Raw genomic sequence first — 23233 nt, forward strand, 5'->3', positions numbered from 1 at the left:
TTTCCGTCACACATTCAACGATATGGACAGTCCCAGTTCGCCCCGACCTAGTTTTTTCGAACGACTTTCCTCCCTGCTCCTGAGGGAGCCCGAGGACCGGGAGCAGGTGCTCCAGCTCCTCCACTCCGCCTACGAGCGGAACCTCATGGATGCCGATGCCCTCACCATCATCGAGGGCGCCCTGGCGGCTTCCGAAACCCGCGTCACCGATGTGCTGGTGCCCCGGGCCCAGATGGACGTCATCGACGTCAACGACCCCCTCTCCGAAATCATTCCCGTGGTCATCGAGGCCGCCCACTCCCGCTTCCCCGTGGTGGATGGGGACCGGGACAACGTGCTGGGCATCCTGCTCGCCAAGGACCTGCTGCGCATCCACCTGGAAAAGGATTTCAATCTCCGGGACTGGCTGCGGCCGGCGGTGTTCATTCCCGAATCCAAGCGCCTCAACGTGCTGCTGCGGGAATTCCGGGTGTCCCGCAACCACATGGCCATCGTGGTGGATGAATACGGCGGCGTGGCCGGCCTGGTGACCATCGAGGACGTGCTGGAGCAGATCGTCGGCGACATCGAGGACGAATACGACTTCGACGAGGCCCACGACAACATCCGTCTGGATGCGGCCGGCCGTTACCGGGTCAAGGCCCAGACCGAGATCGAGGACTTCAACGAGGCCTTCGGCACCCATTTTTCCGACGACGAATTCGATACGGTGGGCGGCCTGATCCTGCGCCAGCTGGGCCGGGTGCCCAAGCGCAACGAACTGGTGGAAGTGGATGGCATGCGTTTTCACGTGCTGCGTGCCGACAGCCGTCGTCTGTATACCCTGGTAGTGGACCCGCGCCGGGAAGCGGCCGAGGCCGAACCCGGGCCCCGGGACGGGGCTTGAGCCCCTTGCCGCAGCCGGCAGCGGGCCTGGGACGTTTGCTGCAGGGGCGATGGGCCCCGCTGACGGCTTTCCTGGCGGGCGGGCTGGCCGTCCTGGGGTTTGCCCCCTTTGCTCAGTTCTGGTTGTTACCCTTCTTGCTGGCCCTGCTGTTCCAGCTCTGGCGCCGGGCCGACGGCTGGCGTCAGGCCGCCTGGCGGGGCGGCGCCTTTGGCCTGGGGCTGTTTCTGGGCGGCGTCTCCTGGGTCTATGTGAGCCTCTCCGCCTTCGGGGGCATGCCCATGCCCCTGGCAGCCCTGGCCACCCTGTTGTTCTGTGCCTACCTGGCCCTTTTCCCTGCCTTGGCCGGGGGGCTGTTCCGCCGCTTCCTGCCCGCTGGCCTGGGGCGTCAGGCCCTGCTGTTTGCCGGGCTGTGGGCCCTGGCGGACCTGCTCCGGGGCTGGCTGTTCACCGGTTTTCCCTGGCTGGCCCTGGGCTATGCCCAGGCGCCGCCCAGTCCCCTGGCGGGTTACGGTCCCTTGTTCGGGGTCTATGGGCTGACCCTGCTCACGGCCCTGGCTGGGGCCTGTCTGTTGGGTGGACTGCGGGGCTGGGCGGGGCTCTGCCTGCTGCTGGCGGGGGGCTGGGGGCTGCAGCAGATGTCATGGACCGAGGCCCGGGGTGAGGTCGTCAGTGTCGCCCTGGTGCAGGGCAACATCGCCCAGGACCTGAAATGGCAGCCCGAACGTTTCCAGGCCACCCTGCTCCTGTACCGGGATCTGGTGGCGGCCCACCCGGCCCGGCTCACGGTGCTGCCCGAGACGGCCTTGCCCGCCTTCCTGGATTACGTGCCCCAGGATTACCTGGCCGAGCTCAAGGCGCTGGCCCGGCGCCAGGAGGGCGACCTGCTCCTGGGAGTGCCCACCGGGGCGGGGGCCTCCTACTGGAACAGCGCCGTGAGTTTTGGCGCTGCTCCCACTCAGCAATATTCCAAGTCCCATCTGGTGCCCTTCGGTGAGTTCATTCCTCCGGGTTTTGCCTGGTTCCTGCAGCTGGCCCGTATTCCCATGTCCAGTTTCAGCGCCGGCCCCGTGCCGCAGCCGCCCCTGGCACTGGCCGGGCAGCAGGTGGCGGTGAATATCTGCTACGAGGATCTGTTCGGCCGGGAGCTGCTGCCGGCCGTGCCTCAGGCCACCCTGCTGGTGAATATGTCCAATACCGCCTGGTTCGGGCGCTCCCTGGCCCAGGCTCAGCATCTGCAGATTGCCCAGCTGCGGGCCCTGGAAACCGGGCGGCCCATGTTGCGCGCCACCAACACCGGCATGACCGCCGTGGTGGGGCCGGACGGGTGGGTCCAGGCGGTGCTGGAGCCCTTCACCACGGCCGTGCTGGAGGCCAGTGTGCAGGGTTACGGGGGGCTGACTCCCTATGCCCGGCTGGGGGACCTGGGGGCCCTGCTGCTGGCCCTGGGATGCCTGGGCGCAGCCTGGGTCGGGCGTAGGAAAGATTAGAAGAATATGCTTATTTTTTGAGATGTCGTGAGTTTGTGCTTTTTGTTTCATTTTTGTGGAAGTATTTGACCCGTATCAAGCCTGTGGGTGGGCTATCCCGTATAAATCTGCGCACTGAAACATGATGTAAAACCAGGGTGCGCCGCGCACGGGAGAAAGATATGTTGGGTCGTTTGTTGCTGCTGCCGGTCGGAAGGCAGTTGTTGTTGGGGATTTCTGTACTTTGCCTGCTCTCCATCGCCGTGCTGGCGGTATTCCTGTCCTCCTATACCCGGCAGATTGCCGTGCAGGAGGTGGAATCCTCCCTGAAGGTGGAAGTGGATCTCATCAGCCGCACCCTGGAATATGCCCAGGACACCCTGGAGCAGCGGGCTGCCGCCGCCCTGGAACAGTTTGCCGCCGATCTGCCCCAGGGGCGTCTGACCGGCCAGAAGGTGACGCTGGGCGGCCAGGAGCGCCCTGAGCTGGTGTTCGGCAGCATCCGCGCCAGTGCCAATCAGGAGTACCTGGAGCATTTCCGCAAGGCCAATCCGGGGCAGGATCCGGCCTTCCTGGTGCGGGACGGGGAGCGTTTCTTCCGGGCCACCACCCTGCTGAAGAACAAGGATGGCCGTTTCCGGGACGGGGAGGAGGTCACCGACAACTACGTCAAGGTGGTGTCGGAGGGCAAGCTCTACGCCGGTACCCTGGAGCGTTCCGGCAAGATGTACGCCCTGGCGGCAAAACCGGTGAAGGATGCCGCCGGCCAGATCATCGGCGTGATCACCTTGCGCATGGATGCGGAGTCCAATGTGGCGGTCCTGAAGGACAAGCTGCGCTCCATTGTGGTGGGCAAGACCGGCTATCCCTACGTGGTGGCCCAGGTGGCCGGCGACAACAAGGAAGGCCGCTTCGTGGTGCATCCCAAGTTCGAGGGCAAGGGTTTTTCCGAGCTGGGTAATTCCGGCGCCAAGGAGATCATGGAAAAGGTGCTGGCCCAGAAGAACGGCCTGATGTTCTACGACTGGGAAGATGGGGCCGGCGGCCAGCGCCAGAAGATCGTGGTGTTCCGGGAGGTGCCGGCCCTGCACTGGATCGTGGCGACCGGCTCGTGGACCGATGAATTCACCGCGCCCTACGACCATATCCGCAACATCATCCTGGGCGGGCTGGGGCTGTTCGCCCTGCTGCTCCTGGGGGCCATCGCCCTCCTGGTGCGGGCCCAGCTGAAGCCCATCGGCGAAGTCACCCGGGGGCTGGCGGATCTGGGATCGGGCAACCTGGGCCGGCGCATTCCGGTGCTGCCGGGCTCCGCCAACGAAATCCACCTGGTGGCCCGGCAGGTCAATGACACGGCTGCGGCCATGGGGACCCTGGTGGGCACCTTGCGGGAATCATCGGGCAGCCTCAAGGGGTGTGCGGTGGACATGGCCTCCTCGGCGGCCCAGCTCCAGGGCAGCATCGGCCAGCTTTCCGAAACCGTGAGCGACATGAGCGCCAGCTCCGAGGAGCTCTCCGTTTCCATCGACCAGGTGGCCGACTCGGCCCGTCAGACCGACAGTTTCGCCAGCAGCGCCGTGAGCGAGGTGGCCCTGGGCAAGCAGGTCACCCTGGAGGCCATCACCGCCATGCGCCAGGTGGAAGAGCGGGTCAGCTCCGCCCTGGCGGAGGTGGAGGTGCTGGGCGCCCATTCCACCGAGATCGGGCGGGTGGTGGATGCCATCCGCCAGATCGCCGAGCAGACCAATCTCCTGGCCCTGAACGCCGCCATTGAGGCGGCCCGGGCCGGGGAAGTGGGGCGCGGCTTCGCCGTGGTGGCGGACGAAGTGCGCAAGCTGGCGGAGCAGTCGGCCAAGTCGGCCGGCGAAATCGGCCAGATCCTGGGCCGGGTCAGCGACGGGGTGAGCGGGGTGCAGAAGGTGATCAGCACCGCGGTCCAGGAAGCCCGCCAGGGGGGCGAGGCCAGTTCCAACGCCGAAGCCGCCCTGGAGAAGATCGACCAGGTGACCCGCCAGATCGCCCTGTCGGTACGGGACATCGCCTCCGCCGTGCATGAGCAGTCGGCGGCGGCCCAGAACATCGCCCAGCGGGTGGAGGCCGCGGCCCAGGTGGCGGAAGAAACCGAGCAGGTGGCGAACCGGGTCAACGGCAACGCCGGTCAGCTCACCGACCTGGCGGATGCCCTGGAAGGCGAAGTGGGGCACTTCCGCTTGTGAGGGAAAGGGGCGGCCCGCCAGGGCCGCCATGCCGGAGTTTCCCGGCTTCATGGGGCGGAAGCGTCCGCCGGAGGCGCAAAAGCAAGTAAAATTGGCGCCTTTCCGTCTTCCAAGTGCGTCCCATGACCGCCAGCAACGCCTCTGACAAGAAACCCACCTTCCAGGAAATCATCCTGCGCCTGCAGCAGTACTGGAGCAACCAGGGCTGCGCCCTGCTCCAGCCCTACGACATGGAAGTCGGCGCCGGCACCAGCCACACCGCCACCTTCCTGCGCGCCATCGGCCCCGAGCCCTGGAAAGCCGCCTACGTGCAGCCCTCGCGCCGCCCCAAGGACGGCCGCTACGGCGAAAACCCCAACCGCATGCAGCACTACTACCAGTACCAGGTCGTGCTCAAGCCCGCTCCCGACAACATCCTGGAGCTGTACCTGGGCTCCCTGGAAGCCCTCGGCTTCGACCTGAAGAAGAACGACGTGCGCTTCGTCGAGGACGACTGGGAAAACCCGACCCTGGGTGCCTGGGGTCTCGGTTGGGAAGTGTGGATGAACGGCATGGAAGTGACCCAGTTCACCTACTTCCAGCAGGTCGGCGGCATCGACTGCAAGCCCATCACCGGCGAGATCACCTACGGCATCGAGCGTCTGGCCATGTACCTGCAGGGCGTCGAGAACGTCTATGACCTGGTCTGGACCGACGGCCTGAGTTATGGCGACGTGTATCACCAGAACGAAGTCGAGCAATCCACTTACAACTTCGAGCACAGCAACGTGGAATTCCTCTTCCACGCCTTCGGCAAGCATGAGGAAACCGCCCTGCACCTGATGGGCGCCCAGCTGGCCCTGCCGGCCTACGAGCAGGTGCTGAAAGCTGCCCACACCTTCAACCTGCTCGATGCGCGCGGCGCCATCTCGGTGACCGAACGCGCCGCCTACATTGGCCGCATCCGCAACCTAGCCCGCAGCGTCGCCCAGAGCTATCTGGAATCCCGCGCCCGCCTGGGTTTCCCCATGGCCCCCCGGGCCTGGGCCGATGAAGTCCTCGCCAAGCTTGCCGAACAGAACGCCAAGAAAGCTGCCTGATATGTCGTCGAAGAATCTCCTCGTAGAACTGTTTGTTGAAGAACTCCCCCCCAAGGCCCTGAAGAAGCTGGGCGAAGCCTTTGCCACGGCCCTGGCTGCTTCCCTGAAGAAGGATGGCCTCGCCGCCGAGGGGGCGACCGTCACCGCCTACGCCTCGCCGCGCCGCCTGGCCGCGCACGTGACCGGCGTTGCCGCCGTCGCCGCTGACAAGCCGGTGGTGCAGAAGCTGATGCCGGTGGCGGTTGGTCTGGACGCCAGTGGCAAGGCCACGCCGGCCCTGTTGAAGAAGCTGGCCGGATTGGGAGTGGATGCGGGTGCCGCCGAAAGCGCCGTCGCCAACCTGCGCCGCGAAAACGACGGCAAGGCCGACATCCTCTTCTACGACAGCCTGGCCAAGGGGGCGACCCTGGCCGAAGGCCTGCAGAAGGCCGTCGAAGCCGCGCTGGCCGCCCTGCCGATTCCCAAGGTCATGAGCTACCAACTGGCCGACGGCTGGAGCAGTGTCAATTTCGTCCGCCCGGCCCATGGTCTGGTGGCCCTGCATGGCAGCGAAGTCGTGCCGGTTTCCGTGCTCGGCCTGCAATCCGGCAAGGCCACCAAGGGCCATCGTTTTGAAGCGGCCGTCGATCCGGTGGTCATCGCCGACGCCGACAGCTACGCCGAAACCCTGAAGCGCGACGGCGCCGTGATTGCATCGTTTGCCGAGCGCCGCGCCGAAATCGCCCGCCAGCTCGCCGCTGCCGCCGCCCAGGCGGGTGGCAAGCCCATCGAGGACGACGCCCTGCTGGACGAAGTCACTGCCCTGGTGGAACGTCCCAACGTGCTGATTGGCCAGTTCGAGCAGGAATTCCTTGCCGTGCCCCAGGAATGCCTGATTCTCACCATGAAGGCCAACCAGAAGTACTTCCCGCTCCTGGACGCCGCCGGCAAGCTGACCAACAAGTTCCTCGTCGTCAGCAACATCAGCCCGGCCGATGCCAGCGCCGTGATCGGCGGCAACGAGCGGGTGGTGCGCCCGCGCCTCGCCGACGCCAAGTTCTTCTTCGATCAGGACCGCAAGAAGTCGCTGGAAAGCCGTGTCATCGGCCTCTCCAAGGTGGTCTATCACAACAAGCTGGGCACCCAGGGGGAGCGCGTCCAGCGGGTTGCTGCCATCGCCCGTGCCATCGCCGAGAAGCTGGGTGGCGGTGTCCTGGTGCAGCAGGCCGAACAGGCCGCCGTGCTGGCCAAGGCCGACCTGCTCACCGACATGGTGGGCGAGTTCCCCGAGCTGCAGGGCATCATGGGCCGCTACTACGCCCAGCACGACGGCTTGAACGCCGACGTGGCGGATGCCATCGAAGACCATTACAAACCCCGCTTCGCCGGCGACACGCTGCCGCGCGGTCAGGTCGGCACGGTGGTGGCCCTGGCTGACAAGCTGGAAACCCTGGTCGGCATGTTCGGCATCGGCCAGATTCCGACCGGCGACCGGGACCCCTTCGCCCTGCGCCGCCATGCGCTGGGCGTCATCCGCATGCTCGCCGAGGGCAACCTGGACCTGCCCCTGGAAGCCATGCTCGCCGCCGTCGGCGACAAGTTCGACAGCGTCGAGGGCTTCAAGCCGGCCACCGGGCAACTGTCTGACTTCATCTACGACCGCCTGGCCGGCAGCCTGCGCGAGCAGGGCTACACGGCCCAGGAAGTCGATGCGGTGGTGTCGCAACGGCCCCAGCGCCTGGGCGACATTCCCAAGCGCCTGGCCGCCGTGCGCGCCTTCTCGGCGCTGCCGGAAGCCGCCGCCCTGGCGGCCGCCAACAAGCGGGTCGGCAACATCCTGAAGAAGGTGGAAAACCCGGTCGAGCCGGTGGTGGACAATGCCCTCCTCAAGGAAGCCGCCGAAGTGGCCTTGCACGAGGCGCTGGTGGATGTGGTGCCGCGTGCCGACGCCGCTTTCGTCACCGGCGACTACACCGAGTCCCTGACCGCCCTGGCCGCCCTGCGCGCCCCGGTGGATGCCTTCTTCGACGGGGTCATGGTCAATGCCGAGGATCCCGCCCTGCGCGCCAACCGTCTGGGGCTGCTGGCCAAGCTGCACCTGGCCATGAACCAGGTGGCCGACCTTTCCCGCCTGTCGGCCTGAGCCTGCGGCCATGAAGCTCGTCATCCTCGACCGCGATGGGGTCATCAACTTCGACTCCGCCCAGTTCATCAAGAGCCCGGCGGAGTGGAAGCCCATTCCCGGCAGCCTGGAAGCCATCGCCCGCCTCAATCAGGCCGGTTACAAGGTGCTGGTGGCCACCAATCAGTCGGGGGTGGGCCGGGGCTTGTTCGACATGGACACCCTGAACGCCATCCACGAGAAGATGCACAAGGCCCTGTTTGCAGCCGGGGGCCGGGTGGATGCCATCTTCTACTGCCCCCACGCGGCCGATTCCCAGTGTGACTGCCGCAAACCCAAGCCGGGCATGTTCAAGCGCATTGCCGACTGCTTCAACGCCGACCTGAAGGGGGTGCCCTGCGTCGGGGATTCCCTGCGCGACCTGCAGGCCGGGGCGGCCATGGGCTGCCTGCCCCTGCTGGTGCATACGGGCAAGGGGGAGCGGACCCGGGAGGAGGGCGGTCTGCCCGAAGGAACCCTGGAGTTCGCCGATCTGGCGGCTGCCGTGGATTTCATCCTGGGGCGCTCATGATCCTGCTGCGCTCCTCCCTGTTCTGGTTCCTGGTGACCCTGCTCACCATTCCTTTCGGCGTGGCCCTGGTGTTGCTCACCCTGCTGCCCCTGCGGGCCCGTTTTTTCGTGGTGGGCCTGTGGCGCCATGGGTTCATGGGCCTGGCCCGCTGGGTGCTGGGGGTGAAGATGGTGATCAAGGGACGGGAGAACATTCCGCCCCAGCCGGTGCTGGTGCTGGCCAAGCACCAGTCGGCCTGGGAAACCGTGGCCCTGCAGGAAATCTTCGTCCCCACGGTGTTCGTCCTGAAGCAGGAGCTGCTGCGGATTCCCTTCTTCGGCTGGGGCCTGGCGGCCCTGCGCATGATCGCCATCGACCGCAGCGCTGGCAAGGAAGCCCTGCGGCAGATGCTGGAGCAGGGCAAGGACAGGCTGGCCAAGGGCATCTGGGTGGTGGTGTTTCCCGAAGGCACCCGGGTGCCCCCCGGTCAGCAGGTGCGCTACAAGCCGGGGGCGGCCTACCTGGCCACCAAGACCGGGACCCCGGTGCTGCCGGTAGCCCACAATGCCGGTGAGGTCTGGCCCAAGAAGGCCCTGCTGATCCGTCCGGGCACCATCACCGTCAGCATCGGTCCGGCCATCGAGACCCAGGGCTTGAAGGATGCCCAGGTCAACGGGGCGGTGGAAGCCTGGATCGAAGGGGAGATGCGGGTGCTCTCCCCGCACCGTTACCCGCCGGCCGCAGGTGGCGCGGATGCCGGGCCGGCCTAGCCTGTTCCGTAGCGGCAGTGCAGGGGAAAAGCCCTGCCGCCTGGAGATCCTGGGGCAGTCGGTGTCCTACCAGCTGCGCCGCAGCCGGCGCCGCACCATAGGCTTGAGCGTGGATCACCGGGGCTTGCGGGTGGGGGCGCCGGTGGGCGCTTCCCTGCGGGACATCGAGGCCCTGCTGCACAAGCACGGGGCCTGGGTGCTGGAAAAGCTGGCGGCCTGGCAGGGGCGTTCTGGCGCCTCGCCCCTGGCGGCGGGTAGTTCCATTCCCTGGCTCGGGGCCGGGCTAGCGCTGCAGCTGCGTCCGGATGCCGGGCGCAGCCGCTGGGTCCCGGGAGGGGTGGAACTGGCCGTGCCCCCGGGACGCAGCCTGGAGCAGGCCCTGGTACAGCTCCTCAAACCCCGGGCCAAGGCCCTGTTCCAGGAGCGTCTGGCCTGTTACGCCACGCGTCTGGGGGTGCCCACGCCGCCCCTGTTCCTGTCCTCGGCCCGGAGCCGCTGGGGCAGCTGCAACAGCCGCGGGGAGATACGGCTGTCCTGGCGCCTGGCTCACTTCGACCTGGCCCTGATCGATTACGTGGTGGCCCACGAACTGGCCCACCTGAAGGAAATGAACCACAGCCCCCGCTTCTGGTCTGTGGTGGAGCAGCTTTATCCGGACTGGCGCCGGGCCCGGGCCGAACTGAAACGGCTGGCCCCGGGTCTGCCGGCCCTGTAGCCACCCTATTCAAGGAAAACTCCATGCGCATTCTGCACACCATGATCCGGGTCGGTGACCTGGAAAAGTCCATCAAGTTTTATACCGAGGTGCTGGGCATGCAGCTGCTGCGCAGTCAGGATTATCCCGAGGGCCGCTTCACCCTGGCTTTCGTGGGCTACGGCCCCGAATCCGAAGGGGCGGTGATCGAGCTGACCCACAACTGGGATACAGCGGCCTACGAGCTGGGCAACGGCTTTGGCCATATCGCCCTGGAGGTCCCTGATGCGGCGGCGGCCTGCGCCGAGATCAAGGCCCGGGGTGGCAAGGTGGTGCGCGAGGCAGGGCCCATGAAGCACGGCAGCACCGTGATTGCCTTCGTGGAAGACCCGGACGGCTACAAGGTGGAGCTGATCCAGCGCTGAGCCGGGTCCGGCCGGCTTGACGGCCGGGGCACGAGCGGGATAATCAATCAATTTTGATCAAAGATATCAGGGCGGGGCGGGCATGAAGGTATTGGTCGTAGATGACAGCAAGGTGGCGCGTACCATCATTCGCGCCGTGATCCTGGACAAGCACCCGGACTGGTCGGTGACGGAGGCTCCCAACGGGGCCGAGGCCCTGGCCCTGGCCAGCCAGGAGCCGTTCGACATTTTCTCCATCGACATCAACATGCCCGGGGTGGATGGCTTCGGCCTGGTGGAACAGTTGCGGGCCCAGGGCGCCCGGGGGCGCATGGCCCTGTTCTCCGCCAATGTCCAGGAGCCGGTACGGCAGCGGGCCGCCGACCTGGGGGTGGCCTTCATTTCCAAGCCGGTGACCCCGGTTTCCGTCGAGGCGCTGCTGGCGGCGGTGGGTCACGAATCCCCATGACCACTGACTGGAGCGAGCTGGAGCGGGATGCTCTGGCCGAAGCCTTCAACGTGGGCGTGGGTTCGGCCGCTGCCGTGCTGAGCGGCATGGTGGGGGCCGAGGTGATGCTTTCGGTGCCGGAGCTGCGGGTGGTGGACAAGGCCGCGGCCCTGGCCTCCTTCGGTCTGGCACCGGCGGACCGGGTCTGTGCCGTGGTGCAGCCCTATGGGGGTGCCTTCGAGTCCCGGGCCCTGCTGATGTTTACCGAGGTCAAGAGTTACGACCTGGTGCGCGCCGTGGTGCCCGACCATGTGGCGGAAATGCGCATGGGGGACATGGCCCAGGACGCCCTGATCGAGGTGGGCAACCTGGTCCTGAATGCCTGCCTGACGGCGGTGGGTGAGCTGCTGGGCTGCGCCCTGACCACCCGGGTGCCGAGCCTAGTGAAGGGAGAGGCGGCCGAGGTGCTGGAACAGATGGAGGGCAGCGAAATGATGCTCCTGCACATGCTGTTTTCCATCAAGGACAAGGATATCGACGGCTATGTGGGCTTCCTGCTCGACCAGCAGGCCATGGGGGCCTTGAAGCAGGCCGTGGGCAATTTCCTTTCGGCCCATCTCTGAGGGAGCTGGCATGCAATCGGCAGTACGCAATCCGGATTTGAGCAGCCGTCTGGCGGCGGCAGCCCTGGAACAGGCCATGACCGGCCAGGTGGTGTTCGACCGGGAGCTGCGGGTCCTGGTCTGGAACGGCTGGATGGTCAAGACCGCGGGCATCGCCCGGGAAGCGGCCCTGGGCCGGCGCCTGGACGACATATTTCCGGAACTGCAGGGTTCCTATCTGCTCTCCGTCCTGGAGCAGGTGGTCAGCCAGGGGCGTTCCTTCCTGCTCTCTTCCATGCTGCACAAGGAGCTGTTTCCCCTCTGGCTGACCCTCTCCGGCGGGCGCCGGGAGCTGCTGCGCCAGCAGATCTGCGCCCTGCCCCTGGACCAGGGGGAGGAGGGCATGTTCGGCATGGTGCAGATCGTGGACGTGACCCAGGCGGCACGCCGGGAAAGCGCCATGTACGAAGCGGAGCAGCGTCTGCGGACCCTGATCGACAACATGCCTGATCTGGTCCTGTTCAAGGACGGGGAGGGGCGCTGGGTGGAGGCCAACCACGCGGCCCAGCAGATTTTCGATGTGAGCCAGGGCAGCTACCGGGGCCAGACCGACCAGGAGCTGGCCAGCAGCAATCCCGCCCAGGCCTACATCCTCGACCTGTTCCGCAAGACCGACCTGCAGGCCTGGGAGAGCGGTCAGGTGGTGCGGGCCGACGAGATCCTCCAGGCCGAGGACGGCCGGGAGCTGGTATTCGACACCATCAAGGCGCCCATCTTCCATGGCGACGGTTCCCGCCGGGGGCTGGTGATCATCGGTCGCGACGTCACCGACCGCAAGCAGGCGGAACGGGACCTGGCCCTGGCCAAGCAGGTGTTCCAGCACAGTACCGAATCCATCATCGTCACCGACCGCCATAACTGCATCATCTCGGTGAACCCCGCTTTCGTGCAGACCACCGGCTATACCCCCGAGGACGTGATCGGCCAGAAGCCGTCCATCCTGCGTTCCGGCGCCCACGACAGCCATTTCTACGCCGCCATGTGGGCCACCATCCTCAACAAGGGCAGCTGGTCCGGGGAGATCATCGACCGGCGCAAGGACGGCTCCACCTATCCCAAGTGGCTCTCCATCAGCGCCGTGCGGGGCAAGGACGGGGAGATCGAGAACTTCATCGCCCTGTTCTCCGACATCAGCGAACGCAAGGCCGTGGAGCAGCGCATCCGCTATCTGGCGGAGCACGACTTCCTTACCGGCCTGCCCAACCGGGTGCTGCTCACCGACCGGGTCAGCCAGGCCATCACCTTCGCCCGGCGCAACCGCAAGCGGCTGGCGGTGATGTTCCTGGATCTGGACCGGTTCAAGAGCATCAACGACACCCTGGGGCACAACGTGGGGGACGATCTCCTGCGCGTGGTCACCAACCGGCTCCTGGGCCAGGTGCGGGCCAGCGATACGGTAAGCCGTCTGGGGGGCGATGAATTCGTGCTGCTGCTCCTGGAGGTGGAGGGCGAGGACAGCGTTGCCCACCTGGCCCGCAACATCCTCGGGGCCCTGGTGGAGCCGGTGCGGGTGGGGGGGCACGAACTGAACGTGAGCGGCAGCATCGGCGTGGCCATGTATCCGGAGCATGGCCAGGACATCGACAGCCTGATGAAGAATGCCGATACCGCCATGTACCAGGCCAAGGCGGCCGGCCGCAACGGCTATGCCTTCTTCTCCCCGGAAATGGACGTGGCGGCGCGCAGCCGGCACGAGGTGGAAAACGCCCTGCGCCATGCCCTGTTGCGCAAGGAATTCGTGCTCCACTACCAGCCCCAGGCCGACGTGGCCGACGGTCAGGTGGTGGCGCTAGAGGCCCTGCTGCGCTGGAAGCGGCCCGGTTTCGGCCTGGTGCCCCCCAATGACTTCATCCCGGTGGCGGAAGAGTCGGGCCTGATCGTGCCCATCACCGAGTGGATTCTCGACGAGGTCTGCCGCCAGCTGCGGCACTGGCGGGATGCGGGCATGGTGCATGTGCCGGTGGCCATCAACCTGTCGCCGGTGCAGTTCCGCCGCGAGGGGCTCTACGAGATCGCCATGGAGAAGGTCAAGGAGTACGGCCTGCAGCCCGGGGACATCGAGTTCGAGATCACCGAGAACGTGCTCATGCTCAACACCGACGCGGTGATGCGCACCCTGGACCGGCTCCGGGCGGCGGGCTTCCACCTGATCATCGACGATTTCGGCACCGGCTACTCCAGCCTCTCCTACCTGAAGCGTTTCCCGGTGGTGAAGCTCAAGATCGACCGTTCCTTCGTCCGGGACGTGAGCGACGATCCCGACGATGCGGCCATTGCCGGCGCCATCATCGGCATGGCCAGGAGCCTCAAGCTGGGGGTGGTGGCAGAAGGGGTGGAAAAGAGCGAGCAGCTGGATTTCCTGCGCCAGGAGCGCTGCAAATCCATGCAGGGCTACCTGCTCTCCCGGCCCCTGCCGCCCGATGAACTGGAAGCGGCCCTGCGCCAGGGGCTACGCCTGGTGCCGGAAGTGCCGGAGCCGTCCGGCGGCGGCGACTGATGGAAAACGCCCGCCCCATCCCGGAAGGGAAGGGCGGGCGTCAGGATGCTGGCGCGGGGTGCTGGGGATTACCAGCTGAACCAGCGGCAGGTAAGCTCGTAGGCCCTGCGGCGGCTGGGGTCTTCGCCAATGGGGGTGTGCTGGCCTTGTTCCAGCATCACTTCCCGGTCGCAGTCGAATTCCCAGGTCAGCAGGTAGCGTTCCGGGGTGCGGATGGTGATCTTGCCGATGTCGCCGTTCTTCCGGACGGAATCCTTGTCCGCGTAGATGTAGGTCTTCTCGGCAGTTTCCCCGATCAGGGTCCAGTTTTCCGCGTGGGCTTGGGCGCCGAACAGCAGGGTGGAGGCCAGGACGAGTTGAGCAATGGGCTTCATGGGCATTCCGTTGATCTGAATGATGGTGAGGGCGCCATTTTAGCGGCGTGGGGACGGCGGGTGCTGCGGGCAGGAAGCCGTTGCCGGAACGGCCTCCCGCCGGGTGTCTGGTGGGCCCGCAGGGACTTGAACCCTGGACCAAAGGATTATGAGTCCTCTGCTCTGACCGACTGAGCTACAGGCCCGTACTGCAAAAAGCGGTGATTGTAGGGCTAGCGGCGGGGCATGACAATCGCCTGTCAGGCCCCTCCGGCCTTAGTTGTTGCCCGTATCCACGAAGCTGCGCAGCTTGTCGGAACGGGTGGGGTGGCGCAGCTTTCTCAGGGCCTTGGCCTCGATCTGGCGGATGCGCTCCCGGGTCACGTCGAACTGCTTGCCCACTTCTTCCAGGGTGTGGTCGGTGTTCATCTCGATGCCGAAGCGCATGCGCAGCACCTTGGCTTCCCTGGGGGTCAGGGTGTCGAGGATTTCCGCCGTCACTTCCCGCAGGCTGGAGTACATGGCCGCATCGGCGGGGGCCAGGGTGGCCGTGTCCTCGATGAAGTCGCCCAGGTGGGAATCGTCGTCGTCACCGATGGGGGTTTCCATGGAGATGGGCTCCTTGGAAATCTTCATGATCTTGCGGATCTTGTCCTCGGGCATCTCCATCTTTTCGGCCAGGGTGGCGGGATCGGGCTCCTGCCCGGTTTCCTGCAGGATCTGGCGGGAAATCCGGTTCATCTTGTTGATCGTTTCGATCATGTGCACCGGGATGCGGATGGTGCGTGCCTGGTCGGCGATGGAACGGGTGATGGCCTGGCGGATCCACCAGGTGGCGTAGGTGGAGAACTTGTAGCCGCGCCGGTATTCGAACTTGTCCACCGCCTTCATCAGGCCGATGTTGCCTTCCTGGATGAGGTCGAGGAATTGCAGGCCGCGATTGGTGTACTTCTTGGCGATGGAGATCACCAGGCGCAGGTTGGCCTCGGTCATCTCGCGCTTGGCACGGCGGGCCTTGGCTTCACCGGTGGTCATCTGCTTGTAGATGTCCTTCAGCTCCTTGAGGGACAGGCCCAGGCGCTCCTGCAGGTCGAGCAGCTTCTGCTGTTCTTCCTTGATGTTGGGGGCGTTGCGGGTGAGGATGGCCACGTAGGTCTTGGGGGCGGCGGCGATTTCCTTGTCCACCCACTCCAGGTTGGTCTCGTTGCCCGGGAAGCTCTTGATGAAGTGGGGACGGGGCATGCGCACCTTGTCCACGCAGATGCGCTGGATGTTGCGCTCGCACTCGCGCACGCTATCCACCATGCCGCGCACGCTGTCGCAGAAGCGCTCGATGGTGCGGGAGGTGAAGCGGATGTACAGCAGTTCGTCGCTGATCTGCTGCTGCAGCTTGATGTAGGTCTTGTCCTGGGTGCCCTTGCTGGTCAGGGCCTTGAGCATCTTGGTGTAGTCGGAGCGGATCTTGGCGAAGTGCTCCAGGGCCTCGGCCTTGAGCTGGGCCAGGGAGGCGGAGGCTGCCTTGCCTTCGGCGTCCTCGTCCTCATCCTCGTCGTCCCCGTCGGCTTCTGCCTCGGCGTCTTCGTCGCTTTCCTCGGCGGCGGCTGCAGCAGCCTGCTCTTCCTCGGAGGCGGCATTGGGGTCCACCAGGCCGTCCACCAGTTCATCAATGCGGATTTCGTCCCGCTCCACCTTGTCCGCCATGTCGAGAATCTCGGCAATGGTGCTGGGGCAGGCGGAGATGGCCTGGACCATGTGCTTCAGGCCTTCCTCGATGCGCTTGGCGATCTCGATTTCGCCTTCCCGGGTCAGGAGTTCCACGGAGCCCATTTCGCGCATGTACATGCGCACCGGGTCGGTGGTGCGGCCGAATTCGGAGTCCACGGTGGACAGGGCCTGTTCGGCTTCCTCTTCCACTTCCTCGTCGTCGGTGGCGGCGGGCGCGGCATCGGACATGAGCAGCTCTTCGGCGGCCGGAGCCTCGTCGAAGACCTTGATGCCCATGTCGCTGAAGGTGCTGATGATGGACTCGATCTGCTCCGCATCCACCACGTCATCGGGCAGATGGTCGTTGATCTCGGCGTAGGTCAGGTAGCTGCGCTCCTTGCCCAGCTTGATCAGGGCCTTGAGCCGCATCTTGCGGGTTTCGGCATCCACCGCAGGAGTTTCGACACCAGCGTTCTCGTCCAGGATCTGCTCGGCTGCCTTTTCCTTCGCCTTTGCTGCGCGCACTTTTTGCAGCGCCTTCGCGGTTTCTTTCGTCTTGTCTTTAGCCATGACCACCTGCCAGCGGAATTCGGAAAACCGTAAATTCTACCATAACTTAGTGTTCTTTCTTCTGGGAAAGGAGGGTGAGGTAGGCCTGTTTCTCCTCCTCGCTGAGGCCGGCCACGCCAAATTGCCTGGCCTTGGCCTGCAGGGCGGCGAAGGCCACCTTCTGGTCGCCCTCCTGGAGGCGCTCCAGGGCTGCGGCGAATTCGGACTCCACGAGCTCTTCGTCCATTTCCATCCCGATCAGTTCCCCGGCCAGGGTGTCCACCTGGCTTTCCAGGGGGTGGCCGCGCAGGGCTTCGCGCAACTGGGCGTAGCCGGGGTTGGGGGCGAGGCTGGTCAGGCTCTGGGCGATGGCTTCCAGGATGCTGCGCTCCGGGCCCGGGCTCAGGTGGGTGAGGGGGATGCGGGCGGCCAGGGCGGGGCGCTGCAGGGCCAGTCGCAGCAGGATGCGGGCCAGGGAGGGGGCCTGACGGGGCGCCTTGGGCGGCGCGGGCGGGGCGTAGCCGCGGATGTCGCAGAGGCGCTCCACCTCGGTTTGGGAAAAGCCGCTGGCTTCGGCCAGGCGCTTCACCAGCTGCAGGCGCAGCAGCGGCGTGGGCAGGCGGGTGAGCAGGGGCTTGGCCTCGTGGATCAGCCGGGCCTTGCCTTCCGAGCTGGTCAGGTCGCAACGCTGCCCCAGTTCCCGCAGCAGGAAGTCCGAGAGGGGCGTGGCCTGGGCGATCAGGGTGCGAAAGGCATCCTTGCCGAACTGGCGCACGTAGCTGTCCGGGTCCTCCGGGTCGGGGAGGAAGGCGAAGCCCACCGACTTGTTGTCGGCCAGGGCTTCCAGGCTGTTTTCCAGGGCGCGCCAGGCGGCCTTGCGCCCGGCGTTGTCCCCGTCGAAGCAATAGACGATGCGGTCCACCTGCTTCAGGAGTTTCTGCACGTGGGTGGGGGTGGTGGCGGTCCCCAGGGTGGCGACGGCATTGCCGACCCCATGCTGGGCCAGGGCCACCACGTCCATGTAGCCTTCCACCACGATCACCCGGTTCTCCTCCCGCAGGGCCTGGCGGGCCTGGGGCAGACCATAGGCTTCCCGGCCCTTCTCGAAGATGGGGGTTTCCGGGGAGTTCAGGTACTTGGGTTCTCCCTGGCCGATGATGCGGCCGCCAAAGGCGATCACCTCCCCCTTGGGGTTGATGATGGGGAACATGATCCGGTCCCGGAACCGGTCATAGCGCCGCCCTTGTTCGTTCTCGATCACCAGGCCAGCGGCGGCCAGTTCCGGGGCGTCGTAGTGGGGGAAGATGGCGGCCAGGTTCTGCCAACCGTCCGGGGCGTAGCCGATGCCGAAGCGGGCGCAGATTTCCCCGGTCAGACCCCGGCCCTTCAGGTAGTCGATGGCCTTGGGGCTCTGCTTCAGCTGGTCCTTGTAGTACTGGGCGGCCCGGGCCATGAGTTCGGTGAGCTGGCGCAGGCTGCCCCGTTCTTCCGGGCGGCTGCCCCGTTCCTGCTCCGGCACCTGCATGCCCACCTTGCCGGCCAGTTCCTTGACCGCGTCCACGAACCCCAGGCCCTGGTATTCCATCAGGAAGCTGATGGCGGTGCCGTGGGCGCCGCAGCCGAAGCAGTGGTAGAACTGCTTGGTGGGGCTCACCGTGAAGGAGGGGGTCTTCTCGTTGTGGAAGGGGCAGCAGGCGCTGTAGTTGGCGCCCGCCTTCTTGAGGCGGACGTAGCCGTCGATCAGGTCCACGATATCGACCCGGTCCAGCAGGTCCTGGATGAACGATTCGGGGATCATGGGGCGGGGATCAGCCCAGCTTGGCCTTGACCAGCTTGGAAACCAGGGCCATGTCGGCCTTGCCGGCCAGCTGCGGCTTCAGTACGCCCATCAGCTTGCCCATGTCGGCGGCGCTGGCGGCGCCCGTGGCGGCTGCGGCGGCGTCGATGGCGGCATTGATCTCGGCTTCGCCCATCTTTTCCGGCAGATAGGCGGCCAGGACGGTGATTTCCGCCCGTTCCACCTCGGCCAGGTCGGTGCGGCCGGCGGCTTCGTACTGGCTCAGGCTGTCCTTCCTCTGCTTGGTCATCTTCTCGATGACGGCCACGATGCCCGTCTCGTCCAGCTCGATCTGCTCATCCACTTCCTTCTGTTTGATGGCGGCCAGAAGCAGGCGGATGGCGCCCAGGCGCACGGTTTCCTTGGCCTTCATGGCCGTTTTCATGTCTTCGGTGATGCGGGCTTTCAGACTCATGGGGAATCTCCGGGAAGTGGAAATGCAAGAAGCCGCCTATCGTGGGACGGGCGGCTTCCAGGTCTGCGTGGAAAAAGTACGATCAGTACATCTTCGGCGGCAGGGTCATGCTACGGATACGCTTGTGGTGGCGCTTGACGGCGGCAGCAGCTTTGCGTTTGCGTTCGGCGGTGGGCTTTTCGTAAAACTCACGGGCGCGAAGTTCGGTCAGCAGACCGGTTTTTTCGACAGCACGCTTGAAGCGGCGGATGGCTACCTCGAACGGCTCGTTTTCCTTGACGCGAATGCTCGGCATTAAAATCACCCCCTTCCGGTTGGGCAGCGTCGCTTGCCCAGTAAATTTGGCTCCGTCACGAATGGACGAAAGGTCAGCATTCTACTCGCGGTGCCTGGCCTGGACAAGTGCTAAAATCGCGCCCCATGCGAGTTCTTGGTATTGAATCTTCCTGCGACGAGACCGGCCTGGCCGTCTACGACACCGAGCGGGGGCTGCTGGCCCACGCCCTGCACACCCAGATCGCCCTGCACGCCGAATACGGCGGGGTGGTGCCCGAGCTGGCTTCCCGGGACCACATCCGCCGCCTGGTGCCCCTGCTGCGCCAGGTGATGGGGGCTAGCGGCTGTTCCCTGGCGGAGCTCGACGCCGTGGCCTACACCCAGGGACCCGGCCTGGCCGGGGCGCTGCTGGTGGGCTGCGCCTTCGCCGAAGGGCTGGCCGCCAGCCTGGGCAAGCCCATCCTGCCTGTGCACCACCTGGAAGGGCACCTGCTTTCCCCCCTGCTGGCCCAGGAACCGCCGGAGTTTCCCTTTGTCGCGCTGCTGGTCTCTGGCGGCCACACCCAGCTGATGGCCGTGGCCGGTGTCGGCAAGTACGAACTCCTGGGGGAAACCCTGGACGACGCGGCCGGCGAAGCCTTCGACAAGACCGCCAAGCTCCTGGGGCTGGGCTATCCGGGCGGGCCGGCCCTGTCGAAACTGGCCGATGTGGGGCAGCCGGGGGTCTTCGATCTGCCGCGGCCCATGCTGCACTCGGGGGACTTCAATTTCAGCTTTGCCGGTCTCAAGACCGCCGTGCTCACCCTGGTACGGGACAAGTCCGAGGACCGGCCCGATTTTCCCGCCGATGTGGCCCGGGCCTTCCAGGATGCCCTGGTGGAAGTGCTGGTGAAGAAATCCATTGCCGCTCTCAAGCACACGGGCATGCAGCGCCTAGTGGTGGCCGGCGGTGTCGGCGCCAACCGGCAGCTGCGTCAGGCCCTGAACGAGGCGGCCAGGAAACGTCGCTACCGGGTCTATTACCCGGAACTGGAATTCTGCACCGACAACGGCGCCATGATCGCCTTCGCCGGCGCCATGCGGCTCATGGCCGGCGCCCAGCCCCGGCCCGCCGGGGTGTTTGCCGTGCGGCCCCGCTGGCCCCTGAACGAACTGATGGGCGCCTGAGCGCCCAGCGTCGATTTCCTGAAGCCTGAGCCCTCTCAGGCTTTTTTCTTGCTCCCGATCCTGCTTTCCTGGCCTGCCAGCAGGCGCTGGATATTGACGAAATGCTTGGCCACCAGGGCCAGACTCATGGCCAGGACCACGCCGGTGTAGCCATCCGCCCCGTCGAACAGCATGGCGTAGGCCGGCGCCAGCAGGGCGGCGACGATGGCGGCCAGAGAAGAGTAACGGCTCAGCAGGGCGGTGGCGATCCAGGTGGCCAGGGTGGCGAGGCCCACCAGGGGAGCCAGGGCCAGCAGCACCCCGGCGGCGGTGGCCACCCCCTTGCCCCCCTTGAACTTGAGGAAGACCGGGTAGAGGTGGCCGAGGAACACGGCCAGGGCCACCAGGCCTATGGTCTGGGCGGGCAGTTCCAGGAACTTGGCAGCCAGCACGGCCACGGTGCCTTTCAGGGCATCCCCGAGCAGGGTGAACAGGGCGGCCTTCTTGTTGCCGCTGCGCAGCACATTGGTGGCCCCCGGGTTGCCGGAGCCGTAGGTGCGCGGATCGGCCATCCGGAACAGCCTGGCGCTGAGCACGGCAAAGGAGACGGAACCGAGCAGGTAGGCGGCGAGGCAGGCGATCAGGGTGGTCAGGGCGGGACTCATGGCAGGCTAGGGGGGGACAGGGTTAGCTGGGGTACAATGCGGCGCCAGATTCTACACTCCAGCATCAATGGACATCATCTTTATCGAGGAATTGCGCGCCGAAACCTGGATCGGTATCTACCCCCGGGAGAAGGCCATGCCCCAGACGGTGGTGCTGGACATCCAGATGGGTGTATCCACCGCCTCGGCCGGGGCCAGCGATGACATCCGCGACACCATAGACTACGCCGTGGTCACCGAGCGCCTGCGCAACGAACTCTCTGCCCGCCATTTCAACCTGCTGGAAAAGCTGGCCGAATTCGTGGCCACCCTGATCCTGGAGGACTACGCCGCCCAGTGGGTGCGCATCTCCGTGGCCAAGCTGGGGATGATGAAGGGGGTGAAGCGGGTGGGCGTGATCATCGAACGCTCCGCCTGATCATCCTGAAACCCTCCCGGGGGCTCGAACGACTTGCACCGCTGTCGGCGCCTGCCCCAAAAACTCCAGCCCGGTCTTGTTTTCCTCTGTGTCTCCGTGCCTCTGTGGTGAAACCAGGGTTTTGCAGTCCCCCTACTTCTCCAGCGCCACACTTACCTGGGTGGGCTTCAGCAGGGTGAGCAGGTCGTGGGGGTGGATGCCCACGAGAAAGCCCCGGCGGCCGCCGTTGATGTAGATCAGCGGCAGGTCCAGGATGGTCTTTTCCAGGAATACCGGCATGGTCTTCTTGGTGCCGAAGGGACTGGTGCCGCCCACCATGTAACCGGTATGGCGCTGGGCTACTTCCGGCTTGCAGGGCTCCACCTTCTTCACTCCCGCCTGGCGCGCCAGCTCCTTGGCGGAAACCTTGCAATCCCCGTGCATCAGCACGATCAGGGGTTTGGCGTGTTCGTCCTGGAACACCAGGGTCTTCACCACCGCATGTTCGTCCACGTTGAGGCAGGCGGCGGATACGGCGGTACCCCCATGTTCCACGTAGTCGTAGAGATGGGGCGAAAAGGCCGTCCGGTGCTGGCGCAGGAACTGGGTGGCGGGGGTTTCGGGGGCGTGGGGATCGTGTTTCATGGGCGGGGATTGTAGTGGCTCAGCCCCGGGGATGGTGCACGCTGTGGAGCTGCTTCAGCCGTTCCCGGGCCACGTGGGTGTAGATCTGGGTGGTGGTGATGTCGGCATGGCCCAGGAGCAGCTGCACCACCCGCAGGTCGGCCCCGTGGTTGAGCAGATGGGTGGCGAAGGCGTGCCGCAGCACGTGGGGGGAGAGCTGTTCCCTGGGGATGCCGGCCAGGGGGGCGTAGCCCTTGATCAGGGTCCAGAACATCTGCCGGGTCATGGGGGCGGCCCGGGCGGTGACGAATACCGCTTCGCAGGGGCAGCCGTCCAGCAGTTCCCGGCGGCCTTCCTGGATGAAGCGCTGCAGCCAGTCCAGGGCTTCTTCTCCCAGGGGCACCAGGCGTTCCTTGCTGCCCTTGCCCATGACCCGCAGCACGCCCTGGTTGAAGCCGATTTCGTGCAGTTTCAGCCCCACCAGCTCCGAGACCCGCAGCCCCGTGGCGTAGAGGGTTTCCAGCATGGCCCGGTCGCGCTGGCCCAGGGGCGTGTCCACGTCCGGGGCCTGGAGCAGGGCTTCCACCTGGGCTTCCGAGAGGGTCTTGGGCAGGCGCCCGGGAGTGATGGGGCGGGACAGCCGGCCCGAGGGGTCGGCGCCGATGCGGCCGCGGCTCAGTTGCCAGCGGTAGAAGCGGCGCAGGCTGGAAAGGTAGCGGGACTGGGAGGTGGCTTTTTTCTCCTGGGAGAGCAGGGCCACGAAGGCCAGCAGGTCTGCTTCGGCCGCCTGCAGCAGGGCTGGGCGATTTTCCGTGGCGAGCCAGCGGCCCAGGGCGCTCAGGTCGGCCCGATAGCTCTCCAGGGTGGTCTTGGCGAGCCCGTCTTCCAGCCACAGGGCGTCGCAGAACATGTCGATGTCTGCCAAGTCCTCCGGGCGCAGGGGGGCGGGGGCTTCAGTGGCCGGGTCCTGCTTCATGGGTCAGGAGCCAGCGTTTCACGTCCAGGAGATAACCGCCCCGGGCCCGGTTGAAGCCGCCCAGCCCGCCATGGGCGGCCAGGACCCGGTGGCAGGGCACGATCAGGGGCAGGGGATTGGCGCCGCAGGCGCCGCCCACGGCCCGGGGGGCGCTGCCTAGGGCCTGGGCCAGCTGGCCGTAGCTGCGGGTTTCGCCCAAAGGAATGGCGGCGATCTGCTGCCAGACCCGGTGCTGGAAGGGGGTGCCCCGGGGGGCCAGGGGCAGGTCGAATTGAAAGCGGGCGTCGGCGAGCCAGGCTTCCAGCTGCCGGGCCGCTTCCGCCGCCTGGGGGCTGCGGGCGGCTTGGGGCGTGCAGGGTTCGAGAAACTCGATGCCGGTCAGGGCTGCGGCGCTGCAGGAGAGCCCCAGGGCAAAGCCGGGGGCGGCGACGATGGCGTCGTAAAGCGGACGGGATTCGCCCTTACAAGGCGAATCCCGCTCGGCTACCTCTTGGGAGGTGAGCATGGTGGAGCTGGCG

General features: G+C 66.1%; 23 protein-coding genes and 1 tRNA gene. 14 read left to right on the forward strand and 10 right to left on the reverse strand.

The window, feature by feature from the left end; all coding sequences use genetic code 11:
* Window positions 1–22: 22 nt before the first annotated feature.
* The 12 genes from G474_RS0106415 (at window position 23) to G474_RS19840 (ending at window position 13773) form a co-directional block, all read left to right on the forward strand.
* Window positions 23–886, forward strand: a complete 864-nt coding sequence (locus G474_RS0106415; protein WP_026686248.1) for a CorC family transporter — start codon at window positions 23–25, stop codon at window positions 884–886.
* A complete protein-coding gene (gene lnt / locus G474_RS0106420; RefSeq protein ID WP_245589317.1) occupies window positions 883–2373 on the forward strand; it encodes an apolipoprotein N-acyltransferase in 1491 nt (496 codons plus the stop codon). The genes G474_RS0106415 and lnt overlap by 4 nt, the downstream gene beginning before the upstream one ends.
* Before the next feature lie 206 nt (window positions 2374–2579).
* Entirely contained in the window at window positions 2580–4568 is a 1989-nt protein-coding gene (locus G474_RS0106425) for a methyl-accepting chemotaxis protein (RefSeq protein WP_043463478.1), read from the forward strand.
* Window positions 4569–4690: 122 nt separating this feature from the next.
* Window positions 4691–5647, forward strand: coding sequence for a glycine--tRNA ligase subunit alpha (gene glyQ / locus G474_RS0106430; protein WP_026686251.1), 957 nt, complete (start codon window positions 4691–4693; stop codon window positions 5645–5647).
* A 1-nt stretch (window position 5648) separates the two neighbouring features.
* Window positions 5649–7769 (forward strand): glycine--tRNA ligase subunit beta, encoded by a 2121-nt coding sequence (gene glyS / locus G474_RS0106435; protein ID WP_026686252.1) that lies wholly within the window; start codon window positions 5649–5651, stop codon window positions 7767–7769.
* 10 nt (window positions 7770–7779) lie between these two features.
* Window positions 7780–8319: a D-glycero-beta-D-manno-heptose 1,7-bisphosphate 7-phosphatase gene (gene gmhB / locus G474_RS0106440; protein WP_026686253.1), complete on the forward strand. Its 540-nt coding sequence runs from the start codon at window positions 7780–7782 to the stop codon at window positions 8317–8319.
* Window positions 8316–9068, forward strand: coding sequence for a lysophospholipid acyltransferase family protein (locus G474_RS0106445; RefSeq protein ID WP_026686254.1), 753 nt, complete (start codon window positions 8316–8318; stop codon window positions 9066–9068). Before gmhB ends, G474_RS0106445 begins: the two co-directional genes overlap by 4 nt.
* Window positions 9052–9783, forward strand: coding sequence for a M48 family metallopeptidase (locus G474_RS0106450; RefSeq protein WP_026686255.1), 732 nt, complete (start codon window positions 9052–9054; stop codon window positions 9781–9783). Before G474_RS0106445 ends, G474_RS0106450 begins: the two co-directional genes overlap by 17 nt.
* A gap of 23 nt (window positions 9784–9806) precedes the next feature.
* Window positions 9807–10187, forward strand: coding sequence for a lactoylglutathione lyase (gene gloA / locus G474_RS0106455; RefSeq protein WP_026686256.1), 381 nt, complete (start codon window positions 9807–9809; stop codon window positions 10185–10187).
* 82 nt (window positions 10188–10269) lie between these two features.
* Window positions 10270–10635 carry a response regulator gene (locus G474_RS0106460; RefSeq protein ID WP_026686257.1) on the forward strand — a complete coding sequence of 122 codons (366 nt, stop codon included), beginning with the start codon at window positions 10270–10272 and terminating at the stop codon, window positions 10633–10635.
* Complete coding sequence (locus G474_RS0106465) at window positions 10632–11237, forward strand: hypothetical protein (RefSeq protein WP_043463482.1); 606 nt, start codon at window positions 10632–10634, stop codon at window positions 11235–11237. The genes G474_RS0106460 and G474_RS0106465 overlap by 4 nt, the downstream gene beginning before the upstream one ends.
* Window positions 11238–11247: 10 nt before the next feature.
* Window positions 11248–13773, forward strand: a complete 2526-nt coding sequence (locus tag G474_RS19840; RefSeq protein ID WP_051281997.1) for a bifunctional diguanylate cyclase/phosphodiesterase — start codon at window positions 11248–11250, stop codon at window positions 13771–13773.
* Window positions 13774–13841: 68 nt separating this feature from the next.
* Here G474_RS19840 and G474_RS0106475 read toward each other — a convergent pair whose 3' ends face one another.
* The 6 genes from G474_RS0106475 to rpsU all read right to left on the reverse strand — a co-directional run bounded on the left by G474_RS0106475 (window position 13842) and on the right by rpsU (window position 18926).
* Complete coding sequence (locus tag G474_RS0106475) at window positions 13842–14147, reverse strand: hypothetical protein (RefSeq protein WP_026686259.1); 306 nt, start codon at window positions 14145–14147, stop codon at window positions 13842–13844.
* Between the two features lie 108 nt (window positions 14148–14255).
* A tRNA-Ile gene (locus G474_RS0106480) sits at window positions 14256–14332 on the reverse strand.
* A 70-nt stretch (window positions 14333–14402) separates the two neighbouring features.
* The gene (gene rpoD, locus G474_RS0106485; RefSeq protein ID WP_026686260.1) at window positions 14403–16400 is read right to left on the reverse strand and encodes an RNA polymerase sigma factor RpoD; all 1998 of its coding nucleotides are present in this window, start codon (window positions 16398–16400) and stop codon (window positions 14403–14405) included.
* A 46-nt stretch (window positions 16401–16446) separates the two neighbouring features.
* Entirely contained in the window at window positions 16447–18177 is a 1731-nt protein-coding gene (gene dnaG / locus G474_RS0106490; protein WP_026686261.1) for a DNA primase, read from the reverse strand.
* A 10-nt stretch (window positions 18178–18187) separates the two neighbouring features.
* Window positions 18188–18631, reverse strand: a complete 444-nt coding sequence (locus tag G474_RS0106495) for a GatB/YqeY domain-containing protein (protein WP_026686262.1) — start codon at window positions 18629–18631, stop codon at window positions 18188–18190.
* Window positions 18632–18713: 82 nt separating this feature from the next.
* Entirely contained in the window at window positions 18714–18926 is a 213-nt protein-coding gene (gene rpsU, locus G474_RS0106500; RefSeq protein WP_026686263.1) for a 30S ribosomal protein S21, read from the reverse strand.
* Window positions 18927–19051: 125 nt separating this feature from the next.
* Between rpsU and tsaD the strand changes: the two genes are divergently transcribed.
* Window positions 19052–20074 carry a tRNA (adenosine(37)-N6)-threonylcarbamoyltransferase complex transferase subunit TsaD gene (gene tsaD / locus G474_RS0106505; protein ID WP_026686264.1) on the forward strand — a complete coding sequence of 341 codons (1023 nt, stop codon included), beginning with the start codon at window positions 19052–19054 and terminating at the stop codon, window positions 20072–20074.
* Between the two features lie 35 nt (window positions 20075–20109).
* On the opposite strand, the gene plsY is transcribed toward tsaD, so the two are convergent.
* On the reverse strand, window positions 20110–20718 hold the full coding sequence (plsY, locus tag G474_RS0106510) for a glycerol-3-phosphate 1-O-acyltransferase PlsY (RefSeq protein WP_026686265.1): 609 nt from the start codon (window positions 20716–20718) through the stop codon (window positions 20110–20112).
* 67 nt (window positions 20719–20785) lie between these two features.
* Here plsY and G474_RS0106515 point away from each other — a divergent pair, with 67 nt between their 5' ends.
* A complete protein-coding gene (locus G474_RS0106515) occupies window positions 20786–21136 on the forward strand; it encodes a dihydroneopterin aldolase (RefSeq protein WP_026686266.1) in 351 nt (116 codons plus the stop codon).
* Window positions 21137–21268: 132 nt separating this feature from the next.
* Here the strand turns inward: G474_RS0106515 and ybaK are convergent, their stop codons facing one another.
* The 3 genes from ybaK to G474_RS0106530 are packed head-to-tail and all read right to left on the reverse strand — an operon-like array spanning window position 21269 to window position 23220.
* Window positions 21269–21760, reverse strand: a complete 492-nt coding sequence (gene ybaK / locus G474_RS0106520) for a Cys-tRNA(Pro) deacylase (protein ID WP_026686267.1) — start codon at window positions 21758–21760, stop codon at window positions 21269–21271.
* A 19-nt stretch (window positions 21761–21779) separates the two neighbouring features.
* Window positions 21780–22715 carry a site-specific tyrosine recombinase XerD gene (xerD, locus tag G474_RS0106525; protein ID WP_051281998.1) on the reverse strand — a complete coding sequence of 312 codons (936 nt, stop codon included), beginning with the start codon at window positions 22713–22715 and terminating at the stop codon, window positions 21780–21782.
* On the reverse strand, window positions 22693–23220 hold the full coding sequence (locus G474_RS0106530; protein WP_084513634.1) for a methylated-DNA--[protein]-cysteine S-methyltransferase: 528 nt from the start codon (window positions 23218–23220) through the stop codon (window positions 22693–22695). The genes xerD and G474_RS0106530 overlap by 23 nt, the downstream gene beginning before the upstream one ends.
* Window positions 23221–23233 lie beyond the last annotated feature (13 nt).

The organism is Azovibrio restrictus DSM 23866 (assembly GCF_000429665.1).
GTDB classification, from domain to species: Bacteria; Pseudomonadota; Gammaproteobacteria; order Burkholderiales; family Rhodocyclaceae; genus Azovibrio; species Azovibrio restrictus.